The sequence below is a fragment of the Enterococcus sp. AZ163 genome (genome assembly GCF_050498925.1).
GTDB lineage: Bacteria > Bacillota > Bacilli > Lactobacillales > Enterococcaceae > Enterococcus_A > Enterococcus_A ferrettii.
In genome coordinates, this window is the sequence record NZ_JBIPAO010000001.1 from 3,132,647 (window position 1) to 3,146,696 (window position 14,050).

The 14,050-nt window shown below is 40.5% G+C and carries 13 protein-coding genes; 2 read left to right on the forward strand and 11 right to left on the reverse strand.

What is annotated here, in order from left to right:
• Positions 1-61: 61 nt before the first annotated feature.
• The 11 genes from IGI46_RS15045 to IGI46_RS15095 form a co-directional block, all read right to left on the reverse strand.
• Positions 62-778 (reverse strand): pseudouridine synthase, encoded by a 717-nt coding sequence (locus tag IGI46_RS15045; RefSeq protein WP_429973754.1) that lies wholly within the window; start codon positions 776-778, stop codon positions 62-64.
• Positions 779-1,360 carry an SMC-Scp complex subunit ScpB gene (gene scpB, locus IGI46_RS15050; RefSeq protein WP_429963857.1) on the reverse strand — a complete coding sequence of 194 codons (582 nt, stop codon included), beginning with the start codon at positions 1,358-1,360 and terminating at the stop codon, positions 779-781.
• A complete protein-coding gene (locus IGI46_RS15055) occupies positions 1,357-2,103 on the reverse strand; it encodes a segregation/condensation protein A (protein WP_429973755.1) in 747 nt (248 codons plus the stop codon). Before IGI46_RS15055 ends, scpB begins: the two co-directional genes overlap by 4 nt.
• A complete protein-coding gene (locus IGI46_RS15060) occupies positions 2,090-2,473 on the reverse strand; it encodes a GNAT family N-acetyltransferase (protein ID WP_429973756.1) in 384 nt (127 codons plus the stop codon). The genes IGI46_RS15055 and IGI46_RS15060 overlap by 14 nt, the downstream gene beginning before the upstream one ends.
• Positions 2,474-2,486: 13 nt before the next feature.
• Positions 2,487-3,377 carry a site-specific tyrosine recombinase XerD gene (xerD, locus tag IGI46_RS15065; protein WP_429963859.1) on the reverse strand — a complete coding sequence of 297 codons (891 nt, stop codon included), beginning with the start codon at positions 3,375-3,377 and terminating at the stop codon, positions 2,487-2,489.
• 108 nt (positions 3,378-3,485) lie between these two features.
• Complete coding sequence (locus IGI46_RS15070; protein ID WP_207704439.1) at positions 3,486-3,947, reverse strand: Fur family transcriptional regulator; 462 nt, start codon at positions 3,945-3,947, stop codon at positions 3,486-3,488.
• A 108-nt stretch (positions 3,948-4,055) separates the two neighbouring features.
• Complete coding sequence (locus IGI46_RS15075) at positions 4,056-4,907, reverse strand: CvfB family protein (protein ID WP_429973757.1); 852 nt, start codon at positions 4,905-4,907, stop codon at positions 4,056-4,058.
• 91 nt (positions 4,908-4,998) lie between these two features.
• Complete coding sequence (locus tag IGI46_RS15080; protein ID WP_429973758.1) at positions 4,999-6,687, reverse strand: cell division site-positioning protein MapZ family protein; 1,689 nt, start codon at positions 6,685-6,687, stop codon at positions 4,999-5,001.
• A 136-nt stretch (positions 6,688-6,823) separates the two neighbouring features.
• Entirely contained in the window at positions 6,824-7,933 is a 1,110-nt protein-coding gene (gene rpoD, locus IGI46_RS15085; RefSeq protein ID WP_207704442.1) for an RNA polymerase sigma factor RpoD, read from the reverse strand.
• A gap of 22 nt (positions 7,934-7,955) precedes the next feature.
• The gene (gene dnaG / locus IGI46_RS15090) at positions 7,956-9,779 is read right to left on the reverse strand and encodes a DNA primase (protein ID WP_429963862.1); all 1,824 of its coding nucleotides are present in this window, start codon (positions 9,777-9,779) and stop codon (positions 7,956-7,958) included.
• A 141-nt stretch (positions 9,780-9,920) separates the two neighbouring features.
• A complete protein-coding gene (locus IGI46_RS15095; RefSeq protein WP_429973759.1) occupies positions 9,921-10,550 on the reverse strand; it encodes a lysozyme family protein in 630 nt (209 codons plus the stop codon).
• Positions 10,551-10,736: 186 nt separating this feature from the next.
• Here IGI46_RS15095 and IGI46_RS15100 point away from each other — a divergent pair, with 186 nt between their 5' ends.
• Positions 10,737-11,465, forward strand: a complete 729-nt coding sequence (locus tag IGI46_RS15100; protein WP_429963864.1) for an alpha/beta fold hydrolase — start codon at positions 10,737-10,739, stop codon at positions 11,463-11,465.
• Positions 11,466-11,477: 12 nt separating this feature from the next.
• On the forward strand, positions 11,478-14,042 hold the full coding sequence (gene mprF / locus IGI46_RS15105) for a bifunctional lysylphosphatidylglycerol flippase/synthetase MprF (RefSeq protein ID WP_429964977.1): 2,565 nt from the start codon (positions 11,478-11,480) through the stop codon (positions 14,040-14,042).
• The last annotated feature ends 8 nt before the right edge of the window (positions 14,043-14,050 follow it).

Below are 14,050 nucleotides of genomic sequence, written 5' to 3' on the forward strand. Positions count from 1 at the left end.
TATTATTTATTTTATATCTTAACTATAGCAATTTTACTAACAAAAAACAAGTAACCCGCTTTTATTGTGAACTATTGCGCAGTCCATTAATTTCCTTCGCATTCAAACGACGGTATTCCCCAGGACGGAGACCCTTCAAAGTTAGGTCACCATAACGCTCTCGTTTCAACTTTTGTACTGGTAGACCGACTGCTGCTAACATATTTTTCACCTGATGATTACGGCCTTCATGAATGGTCAACTCGACGATGCTAGTCCCAGCCTTGCGATCTGTGGATAAAATCTCAAAGCGGGCAGGCGCCGTTTTTCGTCCTTCAATCATGATACCTTTGGTTAATGGATACAAGGTTTTATTGTCCGCAAAACCTTTTACCTTAGCAACATATACTTTGTCTACCTGATGTTTTGGATGAGACAAGCGTTGAGAAAAATCGCCATCATTAGTTAACAGTAAGATTCCTGATGTATCATAATCCAAGCGTCCTACTGGATAAATACGTTCAGGAACGCCGATGAAATAGTCAGTCACCACTTTACGATCTTTGTCATCTGAGACAGCCGAAATAACGCCTCGTGGTTTGTAAAACAAATAGTAGACAGGCTCTTCTTGGTAAATCGGCACTCCATCCACTTCAATCCGTTCTTTTTTGGAAACTTTCGTGCCTAGTTCTGTTACCACTTCACCATTTACCTGAACCCGACCTTCAGTAATTAAACTCTCTGCTTTACGGCGTGAGGCTATCCCAGCGTGAGCAATAACTTTTTGCAATCTTTCCATTTAACTTTCATCCTTTTCTTTAAAACGATCATAGAATAAATCCAGTGTTTCTTCATCATCTGATAGATCGGTCTCCATTTGTTGAACATCTGGCAACTCGGTTAAATCTTTCAAACCAAAATAATCCATAAAATATGTGGTTGTTCCATAAAGAATTGCCCGACCTGGTCCTTCAACTCGACCTTTTTCCTCGATTAGCTGGCGAGAAACCAGTGTCTGAACCGCACCACTAGATTGAACCCCCCGCAATTCATCAATCTCCCCTCGAGTAATCGGCTGTTTATAGGCAATGATGGACAAAGTTTCTAGGGCTGCCTGACTTAAGCGATTTGCTAAAGGTGAACGAGCAAATTCTTTTAATAAAGGGGCAAAATGTTTCTTGGTGGTTAAAACGAAACGATTCCCTACCTCTAAAACAGTGAAGGCTGACGTTGCATCAGTTTCATATTTTTCTCGCAAACTTGTAAGGGACTGATAAATTTCAGCAGTTGCCCGTTCCAATGTAAAAGCTATCTCCTCCAGCTCGATACCCTCTTCCCCTACTACAAACAGCAGGGCTTCAATTTGACTTAGTTGATTCATTTTGCTGCTCCTTTAGTAATAACTATTGGTCCATAGGTATCTATTTGGCTTACTACTGCGATACCGTTTTTCATCAATTCCAATAAAGCCATGAAGGTAGTAATCATTTCATCCTTGGTATAACGTGAAAAAAGGCTATCCAATGATAGGCTTTCTTGGGTTTTCATTGCTTCGATACGAGCATGTATTTGCTTCACTTTATCTTCAATCGTAACAGAATCGCTGCTGACAGTCGTTTCAATTGGCTGATTATTCTTTTTACGTTGCAAAACATCATGCAAAGCCAAGAATAAATCAATCGTGTTTAGCTGATTGTCTGGTAAAGGAGGCAGCTCTTCTTCGTAATCAGATAAATCCATCGGTGCCTTAGTATAAAAGAGACTTCGTTCAGCCTCTTTTTCAGAAAGTACGGAAGCCGCGTATTTATATTTACGATACTCTAAAAGTTGTTGAACCAGCGCATCTCGCGGATCTTCCCCGACTTCTTCTTCGTAGTCATAGTCAAGCTCTGCTTTGGGCAGCAGCATCTGACTCTTGATCGACATTAAGGTCGCGGCCATCACTAAATACTCCCCAGCCAATTCCAACTCCAAGGTTTTCATAGCGTGAATAAAATCCATGTATTGTTCGGTTACTTCAGCAATTGGAATATCGTAAATATCCAACTCCAATTGCTTAATTAAATGCAGCAGCAGATCTAGCGGACCTTCAAAAACGTCCAACTTCAAATTAATTTGTTCCATCTAAATTTCCTGTCTTTCTTTTCCACTTGGCCAGATAGGCAGCGGTGGCAGTCGTTCCTATTATATGGTATTCAGGGAAATGCTCCTGCAATTGATCCAGCATCACAAAGCCCAGTCCCTCTCCTCGATAGGAAGGATTCAGACTGATGTCATGGAGAATAATCTCTTGGTTGTTCAACTGTTCAATGCCTAATACGCCCTGAACATTATTAGTCGCCTCATCGTAATAATAGCAATATAACTGATATGGCTCGCCTTCTTCATAATGCTCAATTTCTTTCAATCTCGGATGTTCTTCTTTCAAATACTTATGAAAGCTCAATAGTCCCATTGCAATTTTTCGCTGGTTTTTTCGATAATGAGTAATCATCTTCTTCCTCCAATCAAGCTCGTGGGAAAAACTCTTTATAAACTTCAGTCATACGTCTTTTCGTAATGTGCGTATAAATTTGAGTTGTCGAGATGTCAGCATGGCCCAGCAATTCTTGAACCGTTCGCAAATCCGCCCCATTTTCCAACAAATGTGTTGCAAAGCTGTGGCGCAATGTGTGGGGCGTAACGTCTTTGGTAATACCGGCTTTAATGACAATTTGCTTTAAATTCTTCCAGATTCCTTGACGTGAAAGTCCTTTCCCGTGATTGTTTACAAATAAATGGGGTTCATTTTGATTCTTCTTGGTTAATATGGGCCGAGCTTCATTTATGTAACGCTCCAGCCAATGAATCGCATAATCACCTAACGGAACAATTCGTTCCTTATCCCCTTTACCAATTGTCTGTAAAAGGCCCATCTCGAGGTGAATATCTCCTAACTTTAAGCCAATCAATTCACTAACTCGCAAGCCAGTAGCATACATCACTTCCAAAATAGCACGGTCACGGATTCCTAGGGTCGTGCTAGTATCCGGCGCAGCGATTAGACGTTCCACTTCAGCCAACGACAAAGTCTGAGGCAGCTTCTGAGCCTTCTTAGGACTTTCAATGTGCTGCATAGGATCATGATCTGTATAGCGTTCTTGACGTAAGAATTGATGGAACCGACGTAAACTGGAAATCATTCTGGTGATTGTGGTTGAAGCTTTGCCTTCCTGAGAAAGTAACGCTAAAAAATCCACAACAGTGTAGCGATCGACATCCTGCCAGTTCTTGACATCCTTTTCATTCAAAAATAGGAGATATTGTTTCAAATCTCGTTCGTAGCTGGCCCGAGTGTTTAAAGACAAGCCCCGCTCGATCGTCAAATAATGCAAATATTCTTTGATTTGTTCATCCATTTCCTCACCACTTTCGCTTTATCATACCAAAAAGTCCCTTGAATGGATAGTCTCGTCTCACTATCTTTTCAAGGGACCTGTGATGGCTGTATTTGCCGAAGCATCTATTTATGAATTCTGCTCATTTTTTATTTGGCAGGCTTGGCAAATGCCATGAAAGGTTAACCGGTGATCCTTCACTTGGAAACGAAAACGAGCTTCAACAATTTGTTCCACGTCACCTAACAAATCTTCTTCAATTTCTTCGATATTCCCACACTCTAAACACAATAAGTGGTGATGGAAATGCTCAGCACCTTCCTTACGTAAATCATATCGGGCTAAGCCATCATCAAAGCTAACCTTGTCCACGATATGCAGATCCGTTAAAATTTCCAAGGTACGATAAACAGTAGCTAAGCCAATTTCCGGACTTTTCCGTTTTACAAGAAAGTAAATTTCCTCCGCAGATAAATGATCTTTCTCATTTTCCAGCAATACCAGCAAGGTTGCTTCCCGCTGAGGCGTCAACTTAAAACCAGAGTCATGCAATTGTTTTTTTGTCTTTTGTAGCGCTAACGCTGCATTCATAGGAATACCTCACTTGATTATAATTATTATAAACTGGAATATCAGTTTTTATTGATTTGATAAGAATCATTATAATTTATCCGCGTAAGTTTCGCAAGTGATTCTCAATTAGTTTTTTAACCGAATTTCTCCAGTCTCCTGAATAATTAGTTTTTCCTTCAATAGATGACCAATTGCTCGCTTAAATTGTCCTTTACTGATACCAAAGGTTTGCTTGATTTCTTCCGGAGCCGATTTATCCCATAATGGCAGGCGATGATCATCTTTACGCTGCAGCATGGTCAAAATCATGGCTGCATCATCATTAATTACTTCGTGAGCCCGAGGCTTCAAAGACATATTTAGAGCACCGTCGGGACGAAGACCAATTACCCGGGCTTCTACAGCTTCACCGAGACGAGGTTCTAAGTAGCGTTCAGAAGGGTGGATAAAACCGATATAAAAATCTTCAGTTAGCAAGTATGACCCTGCTACTTTTAAGCGATAGATGATCCCCTTTTTGTCTTCGTTTTGCATTTCTATGGATCCTTTGCGGCTCAAAGAATGAAAAATTGTCTCATCAGCTAATGTTCCCCACATGCGTTCCTTTTCATCTACTCGTAACGTGATCATTAAATAGTCACCTTTTTTAGGCCAGAGCTCTTTCATTGACGGCAATTCATCCAAAGAAACTACCACATCCTTGTTAGGTAAACCAATATCGACAAAAGCTCCCAAATCTCTACGTACATTAGTCACTTCGCCAAAAGCATAGTTACCTATACGGATTTTCGGCAGTATTGTTGTAAAAACAGCTTCTTTTTTCTGATTAATATAGCCGAAGCCTTCAATCGCATCACCAATTTTATGCTCCTGATCGGTGACTAAACGGAAGGTTACTCCATTTTTTTGGACAAAATAGGTTTCTTCGTTTTCATCCATAATCAGTGCTGTAAAAACTTGTCCGATTAATTCATTCATATCTGTTCTCCTTTTTCATGCTCAGTTTTAACTCATAATTTGCTTAAGTTCACAGATAAAGCCAGGGAAATCCTTCCCCGGCTTTACTCATCTAGTTTCCGCCATTCCCCTTAAACCAACCTGTTTTACAGTTAATTGTAACGACATACATTGGCAAATCGGACGGACTTAAATTTTTAGTTAACGACGCTTGATTGGTAGTAGCATATAAATTGTAATAGCCTTCGCCGTTCTCAATACGAGCCGGTTCTACATAATAACCGCCTTCTGTGATATATCCTCGGCTTAGACAGGTTTGTATTACCTTTTCTTTAACTCCAGGATTCCATCCCCAGGCAGCATTGCTTAAATCAGCTGTCTGATCTGAATCAGATCCCACGATTGGTTGGTTAGGACCTCCAGAATTGGTCGTAGACTTTTGACGCTCTTGAGCAGCTTTTTCCTGCTCGGCTTTTTCTTGAGCAACTTTTTCAGCAGCTAACCGTTCTTCTTCAGCTTTTTTCTCTTTTTCAGTAAGAGTGTCATCTACCTTCTTCAAATCAGCTTTTTGAGTTTCCACTAACGTTTGGTTTGTTACTGCATTCAGTGCATCATTAGCTGAATTGTATTGTTCTCTGGTCACGCCTTCTAATACACTACCGTCTTGAATTACTTGGCTAAGGGCTTTTTTAGCTTCTTCAATTTTTTCATATTGATCTTTGGCTTGTGAAATTGCCTGATTCAGTAAATCGTTGAAGCTTTGATCGCCGGTATTGACGGCCAAATCTACCGGCTGATCCGCCTTCAATTGTAAATTGTCCGCTACTTTATCACCATCAATCGCTGGAGAAGTAAATAGTAGATTCACTTCCTGGATACTATTCATTTTGTCTAACAGACGTTCATAGGAAGTGTCCAACTCCTTATAACGAGAGCTGTCCTTATGTTTAGCAATTTCTTCAGCTAACTTGCTGGTGTTTTGACCTAGCTTGTCTGCTCTTATGAAAACTTGCTTGTCATCGGTATAAAACTCCTGAATCGTCTCTTCCAGCGTATCGATCTCTTTGTTTTCCTTTTTCACAGCAGCAACTCTCTGTGCTTCGGCTTCTTTCTCAGTATGATAATAGTAGCCTCCACCAATCCCCAGCAATGCTACAGCCGCTAAAGTGATGTACCACTTTTTGCGGTTCTTTTTAGGCGGCTCATTGTCCCCTGAATGGGTGTTTCCACCGCCAAAATTTGTTTCTTGCGGTTTTGCTTCTGTCTCCGAAGCTTGTTCGTCTTCTTCTGAAGAGATGTTTTCCGCCAAAACAGGTACCACCGTCTCTGGTTCAGCAGGTAAAATTTTATCGACAGTTGGGGATTCCTCAACAACTGGTTCGACTGGTTCAACAGCTTTTGACTTGATCGCTTCTTCCGAAGTTTCTAGACTTTCTGCTGCTTGCTGCCCATCAGGCTCGTTTTTTTCAGCTTCTGTTTTTTCTTCTTTGTTGGGTTCAACATCTCTTCTAGGAATGTATTCTCCTTTATGTTCGCGAATATATTGTGCCAAAATTGGATTTGTATCGTCCGCATTATCTTCGTTTTGGGTTTTCATGTTTTCTTCCGGGTCGTCTGCTTTATCCTCAGCAAACATTTCCCGAACAGATTCAACTGACAGCTGAGACAACTCAGACCATTCAATCTCATCATTTTTATCTTCAGGCAAAGTATCATCTACTGACACTAAGGAAAAACCACAATTGGGACAAGTTGCTAATCCGTCGACAGGTTCAAATCGGCAGTTAGGACATTTATGCAATTGAAATCGGCTCCTTTTCTCAATCTTACGCCTTAATCTACCACAACTTCTCCTTAGTTCCAATAACTTCACAGCTATTTTAAATAAAAAAATAAAAAAAAGCTTTTGTCAGAGTGACAAAAGCTTTACAAGATGCTTATTCCAAGAAATCCTTCAATTGTTTAGAACGTGATGGGTGGCGAAGTTTGCGTAATGCTTTAGCTTCGATTTGACGAATACGCTCCCGTGTTACGCCAAATACTTTCCCCACTTCTTCTAAAGTACGTGTACGTCCATCGTCTAAACCAAAACGCAGACGCAAAACGTTCTCTTCTCGGTCAGTTAGAGTATCTAGAACATCTTCAAGCTGTTCCTTCAACATTTCAGAGGCTGCATGCTCAGCAGGACTGGTCGCTTCCTGGTCCTCGATGAAATCGCCTAAATGAGAATCATCTTCTTCACCAATTGGTGTTTCCAATGAAACCGGTTCTTGAGCAATCTTAAGAATTTCGCGAACTTTTTCAGTTGGCAGGTCCATTTCTGCCCCGATCTCTTCCGGCGTTGGTTCACGACCTAAATCTTGCAGTAATTGACGTTGTACCCGAATTAATTTATTGATGGTTTCAACCATATGGACTGGAATACGGATAGTCCGTGCTTGGTCAGCGATCGCTCGAGTAATTGCTTGACGAATCCACCAAGTTGCATAAGTTGAAAATTTAAATCCTTTACGGTAATCAAACTTCTCTACAGCCTTCATTAATCCCATGTTACCTTCTTGGATTAAATCCAGGAATTGCATACCACGACCAACATAACGTTTCGCAATACTAACTACCAAACGCAGGTTGGCTTCAGCCAAACGCTGCTTTGCCTCTTGATCTCCTTGTTCGATCAATAAAGCTAATTGAACCTCTTCTTCGGCAGTAAGCAACGGTACACGACCGATTTCCTTTAAATACATACGTACAGGGTCATTAATTTTTACACCAGTAGGGGCAGATAAATCTTCCGCTTCTGCAGCTTTGGCTGTTTTTTCATTTTGCTTTAAGCTGGCTTTAGAAGGTTCACCATTTTCGTCTACTACACTAATTCCAGCATCTTCAACCTTTTGGATCAATGCATCCATTGCCTCAGCATTCAAGGAAAAAGGTGTAGCCAATCGATTGGTTAATTCATCATACACAACTTGTCCAAGAGGTTTTTTCTCTTTAAGAAGTGCTGCTAAAGCTTTTTGGTACTCTTTGTTGTTTTTTACGTCTGCCATTAAATAAATGCCCCTTTCACATTTAGGCTTGTTTCAAGCGCTTTGTCAATTCGATAATTTGAATCGTTAATTCCAATTCCCGCTGCTGATTTCCCGTTTTTCTAGCTTCTAGCTGCTCTTTTTGTCGTTGCTTAATTTCATCAGCGATACTAGATTGGGCAATCACCTGCATAAAGTCATAGATTTCACGTTCATTGCTATCTTCTGACATTTGTAAAACGGAAATATCGATAACCAATTGCTTCATCGAGTCTTCCTTTAAATAGTTCAAAAAGTCCGCCAAAACGAACTGTCCATGAACCATCATATAACTATCTAAGTAGAGTAGCAACTCTTGATAGCGATCATGGATAAATTGAAATTCCTGTTGCACCAGCTGTTCACGTACGCTAGTCTCATTCATTGCCCGATAGATCAGCATTCGTTCCGCCTTTTCTTGACGGGAAAGAATAGTCTTAGGCTCGGCAGTAACGGTAGTAGCCCTTTGTTGAGGGGTCTGCTGTCGACGTTCCATACGTGAAGTTTGACGAGCCTGCCGCAACTGCTGCTTCAGGCTATCTCGAGTTAAGTTAAAGTCTTCTGCCAGCTGGCCAAGATATAAATCCTGCTCCACTGGCGATTGAACCTTCACTAATTCTTCAACCAAGCCATTCAAATACGTGAGTCGATCGTTCTCATTGTCGAGATTCACGTCTTTTTTACGGTAATGCATCTGAAAAACAAACGGTGTCTGACGGCCATGCTGCAATAAATTCCGCAACTCTTCGGCGCCATATTTACGTAAATATTCATCTGGATCCATCTTTTCAGGAATAGTGACAGCTGAAAGAGATAAACGACTATGAGCACCTAGAATTGCCAATGCGCGATCAGTTGCAGCTAATCCTGCTCGGTCTCCATCATAGGCGACAACCACATGGCTGGTAATTCGTTCAATTGCCATAATTTGCTGCTCAGTCAGACTGGTTCCCATCGAGGCTATGCCAATCTTAATATCGGCCTGCCAAGCGGCTAGCACGTCCATAAATCCTTCAAACAAAATGGCTTCGCCTTGCTTGCGAATCTCATTTCGAGCCTTGTCGAAGTTAAACAACACTTCACGCTTGTTGAACAATTCCGTTTCTGGCGAATTCAAGTATTTGGGCTGATCTTCTCCCGGGAAATCTTGGGTTTGCAAAAGACGTCCGGAAAAGCCGATTGTCTTCCCACGGGAGTCATTTAGTGGGAACATGACCCTCTGATAAAATCGATCACTAAAACGTCCGTCGTCTCGCTGAATAAATAGTCCGCTGCGTGCCATAATATCTTCTGGCACCCGATCCTTACGACAAATCTGAACCAGAAAATCTCGCTGATTAGGTGCAAAACCAATCTTGAATTCATCAATCAGCTGATCGCTTAATCCGCGTTTGTGAAGATATGCTAAGGCTTCTTCACCCGCTTTCGTATTTACCAAAATGTGATGATACAGATCTCGAATTTTCTCATGGAGGGAAATTAGTGGCTGCAACCGATTGGAGCTTTCTCCGGTTGGTTCAGTGGAAATTTCAACTCCTAGTGAGATCTGTTCTATGTCAGCGACTTTCTTCACTGATTCAGGAAAACTAAGTCCCTCCAGCTCCTGCAAAAAAGTAAAGACATTCCCGCCTTTCCCACAACCGAAGCAATGGAAAATTTGTTTGTCTTCTACAACTGAAAATGATGGGGTTTTCTCTTCATGAAACGGACAGAGTCCCACATAATTCTTGCCTGACTTCTTCAACTGAACATACTGCCCAACGACTTCAACAATGTTCGTGCGCTCACGAACTTCATCAATTACTTCCTGAGGAATTCTTTGTGCCAATTCTCATCACCTGAGCTTTTCAAAAATACGATAACAGCTACAAAAATCGCTCCAATTCATTTCTTAATCAGAGCGACTTTTAAGGCAAAATTATACAAATATCAGTATAGCATATTCCCAGTATTTTTCAAGTTTTCAAGATCATTTTTGAATCATTTGAAACCAATCTACCAACTTCTCATTCATGACCACGATATCAGCGTAAAACATGTTGCCGCCATTACTATATAAGTAGCCGCCATTGTATAAAAGGGACTGTAGTTTTACGTAACGGTATTGATTTTGAGTACTGTTTCCTAGTCCTGGCGAGAGAACGTCCCGCGAGTATTGCTCCGCCAGCTCAACTGAATTCTCACCACCATTATTTTTCACGTAATCAATGTATTGAAAACCATAATTATAAGCCTGAATAGCCGTCGACAAATCACATCCAGCTTGTTGAGCAAGTTGGTAGCTTTCGGCAAAATGTTCTACTCCATATTCAATGCTTTCCTGCTGGGAAGTAATTTGACCACGACTTCCATAGGCACTTTCCGAGCTTTGCATTAGATCTGTGCCAATTCCTTTTGATTCTGTATACATAATACCCAGAATGGTATTTGTGAACTCCTGTACCCCATGTTCTTGAGCAACGATTTCCACTTCATCTCGGTACTCATTAACATTTTTAGTGAATTGATAGGTACGATAGCCGATAAAAAGGCCTAGCAAAAGAGCGGCTAATAAGAGTATGCTTATAGTATATTTCAAAATTTTTCTAAAAAATTTCATTTGATTTCATCCAAACTATTTTCATCATTTCCTTTATATTACAAGATGTAAATCAACTTTTGGAAGAGAATCACAAGCATTTTACATTTCTTTAATCATTCGTAAAAAAGCGTTAATTTTCGACAACATCCTAATTGTTGTTCAACTTGATTGAAAATCGGTATACTGATAGAAGTAGGTGATGATTTGAAGAGCGAAAAGAAAACTGCGAGTATGCCCGACGGTTCGCAAATTTATTACGAAACATATGGAAATGGTCCAGCCCTCTTCCTGTTGCACGGCAACGGCGGAAGTGGTCGCTATTTTTCTAAACAAATTAACAGCTTCTGTAAACACTTCGGGGTATTTGTTGTTGATAGCCGAGGACACGGTCGTTCTACTAATATGCGGCCTGAAATTAACTTCCAGTTAATGGCGGAAGACTTGCATCATATTATGGAGTTGGAACAAATTGAAAAGGCTGATTTATTAGGCTTTAGCGATGGTGCTAATTTAGCGATGGTCTTTGCTTCCATGTATCCTGATCGGATTAACCACCTGATTCTTAACGCTGGGAATACTTTCCCTAGCGGCATTCGACTGCTGCCTCATCTGGCAAGTTATATTCAATATAGCATTGTCTGGTTGGGATCTTTTGTGGATAAGGGTATGCGGAACTTTCTACCTATTTTGCGGCTGTTGTTCAGTGAAATCGGCTTATCTACTGAAGATTTAGAAAAAATTAAGGCGCCAACTTTAGTTATTGTTGGCAAGCATGATGTGGTAAAGACGCAGCATTCTATGTATATTGCCCGGTCAATTCCTAACGCTAGTTTTGCAATTGTCTCAGGCCAAGGACACATGTTTGCTCGCAGAAACCCCAAACGCTTCAATCAAGAGGTGTTAGAATTTTTATTGGAAGAGCGGAGTGATTAAGTGAAAAGTATCATGAACTGGTTTCAAACCCATGCAAAAAAATTGAAAACAATTTTCCTGATTTCAGTTATTGTGATCGTTGGCGTCGAACTAGGTAACATTGGAAAAACGGTCTCTTTTGATCAATTAGGAACCACCTTTAGCAACATTAGCAAAGGTAATATTGTCTTAATGGCGGTGATTTCCTTTATCTCAATTACCCCAATGTTTGGTTATGACATTATTTTAAACAAATTATTGGGACAAAAGCCAAAGCTGAGTTATCTACTGGAAACCAGCTGGTTAATTAACACCTTAAACAACATTGCTGGCTTTGGCGGTTTCATCAGCGCCGGCCTACGTTCAGAGTTTTACGGCAAGGATTCCTCCGGTAAAAAAGTTGTACAGGCTCTGTCAAAAATTTTAGTCTTTACCATGTCAGGGTTATCCATCTTTGCCCTAATTTCCTTTTTTCTAGTTATTTTTGATCAGACCAATCAATACCTTAAACAGTATTGGATCTGGTTGATTGGCGGTGGTTTATATTTTCCAATCGTTTTTGGGCTAAGTTTTTTTGGTAAAGGTGAATATCTAGGAGACTTGAAAAATAAAGAGCGTTTCCAATTAGTGGGTACTTCCTTTCTAGAATGGACTGGGGTTTTAACTGCCTTTATTACTACAGGATTACTGATGGGAATTCATATGAATGTCCTTCAGGTTATCCCTTTGTTTATCGCTGCTACTGTTATCGGTATTGCTTCTATGATTCCTGGCGAATTAGGCAGCTTTGATTTGATGATGATTATTGGTTTATCCGCATTAGGTATTAATAGAGAAACAGTAATCGCATGGATTTTGCTTTATCGGTTGTTCTATTACATTATCCCTTTCCTAATCGGAGTCGTTTTATTCATTAAAAATGTCGGCACTACCTTAAATGACCGTTATAATAATATTCCCATCGACTTATTAAAGGAACTCTCCCATAAGCTAGAGACATTTTTCTTGTATTTCACGGGAATTATGCTGGTTCTATCTGCAACTATTCCAGAAGCTTTTATTCGCTTCCGTTTTCTGCAACATCTTAATCCGATTCGTTCGCGAGTAATTGTAATCTTCCCAGCGATCTTATTAGGCTACCTGTTGATTATCGCAGGTCGGGCGGTTTCAGCTAGAGTAAAAAGAGCTTATTATCCTACGATTTTTTTGGTTATCTTGACTGGTTTGTATTCACTACTAGCTGGTTTTCACATCTCTAGTGGCATCTTTTTAGTTTTACTGCTGCTGTTCGTCATTTTTTCCAAAGGAGAGCTTTATCGTGAACAACTAGTGTATTCAGCGGAATGGCTAACAATTGATGGCATCATTGTTGGCGGCTTGACACTGTTGTATGTCATTATTGGCGTTTACAACAGTCCTACAATTCATCACCGCCACCACTTGCCAGAATTTTTCTTATTTCCTAGTGAGCGTATTTGGATGACTGGTTTTATTGCTATTCTAATTGTTTCGGTTATGGTACTGCTGTTTGTCCGCTATCTAAAGGGGAAACGAATAAAGATCGGCGAAGTCTTAGACGAGGACCGAGTACAAGCAATTTTGACGACTTATGGTGGCAATCCAGATAGCCAATTGGTTTTCCTAAAAGACAAAGAAGTTTATATATACAATGATGGCGAAGCAGACACCGTCTACTTCCAGCTGGCTACCTTTAACAATAAACTTTTGGTAATGGGGGATCCTTCTGGTAAAAAAGAAGACTTTGAAGCTGCGACGGAAGAATTGATTCAAGCAGCCGATCAGTACAACTATTTACCAGTCTTTTATGAAACCAGCGAAGAAATGGTTATGATCCTGCATGAATTCGGTTATGATTTTATTAAGTTTGGTGAGAAGGCTCATGTTTATTTACCAGATTTTAGCTTGAGCGGCAAGAAAATGAAGGGGCAACGCTCTAGCTTCAATAAAAACATTAAACAAGGTTACCACTTCGAAGTGCTGCAGCCGCCCTTTGATTCTGTTATAATGGGACAACTAAAAAAGATTTCGGACGAGTGGCTGGATGGTCGTAAGGAAAAAGGGTTTTCTCTCGGCTTCTTTTCCGAGGATTACTTGCAACGAGCTCCTATTGCAGTGGTGAAGGATGCGGAAGAACAAATTGTGGCTTTTGCTAATTTCATGCCAACTTATACAAAAGAAATTGGTACAATTGATTTAATGCGTCACAGCCCTTCTCAAGCACCCAGCGGATCAATGGATTTCTTATTCATTAACTTGTTTGAATACATGCGTGATCAAGAAATTCAGTATTTTGATCTAGGAATGGCTCCATTGGCCAATGTTGGAACGTCGCGTAAGAGCTTTATTCAAGAACGAATTGCTTATCTAGTTTACAACTTTGGCTCTCGTTTCTATTCCTTCGGCGGCTTAAAGGAATATAAAGACAAATACGCTACCGAATGGGTACCGGAATATGTGCTTTATTCCCGTGACAGCTGGATTGGATATGTCATGATTGCTCTTTTGGTTACCGACAACGCCCCAGTTCAGGCACAAGCTCGTTACCGTGGACTCAAACGTTTGATGCTAAGAGATTAATTAGACGA

Excerpts from the sequence above, each read along its gene's own strand:
- IGI46_RS15045 (WP_429973754.1), bottom strand. The coding sequence starts at position 778 with ATGGAAAGATTGCAAAAAGTTATTGCTCACGCTGGGATAGCCTCACGC.
- rpoD (WP_207704442.1), bottom strand. The coding sequence starts at position 7,933 with ATGGCAGACGTAAAAAACAACAAAGAGTACCAAAAAGCTTTAGCAGCA.
- IGI46_RS15060 (WP_429973756.1), bottom strand. The coding sequence starts at position 2,473 with ATGATTACTCATTATCGAAAAAACCAGCGAAAAATTGCAATGGGACTA.
- mprF (WP_429964977.1), top strand. The coding sequence starts at position 11,478 with ATGAACTGGTTTCAAACCCATGCAAAAAAATTGAAAACAATTTTCCTG.
- scpB (WP_429963857.1), bottom strand. The coding sequence starts at position 1,360 with ATGAATCAACTAAGTCAAATTGAAGCCCTGCTGTTTGTAGTAGGGGAA.
- xerD (WP_429963859.1), bottom strand. The coding sequence starts at position 3,377 with ATGGATGAACAAATCAAAGAATATTTGCATTATTTGACGATCGAGCGG.
- IGI46_RS15070 (WP_207704439.1), bottom strand. The coding sequence starts at position 3,947 with ATGAATGCAGCGTTAGCGCTACAAAAGACAAAAAAACAATTGCATGAC.
- IGI46_RS15055 (WP_429973755.1), bottom strand. The coding sequence starts at position 2,103 with ATGGAACAAATTAATTTGAAGTTGGACGTTTTTGAAGGTCCGCTAGAT.
- IGI46_RS15095 (WP_429973759.1), bottom strand. The coding sequence starts at position 10,550 with ATGAAATTTTTTAGAAAAATTTTGAAATATACTATAAGCATACTCTTA.
- IGI46_RS15075 (WP_429973757.1), bottom strand. The coding sequence starts at position 4,907 with ATGAATGAATTAATCGGACAAGTTTTTACAGCACTGATTATGGATGAA.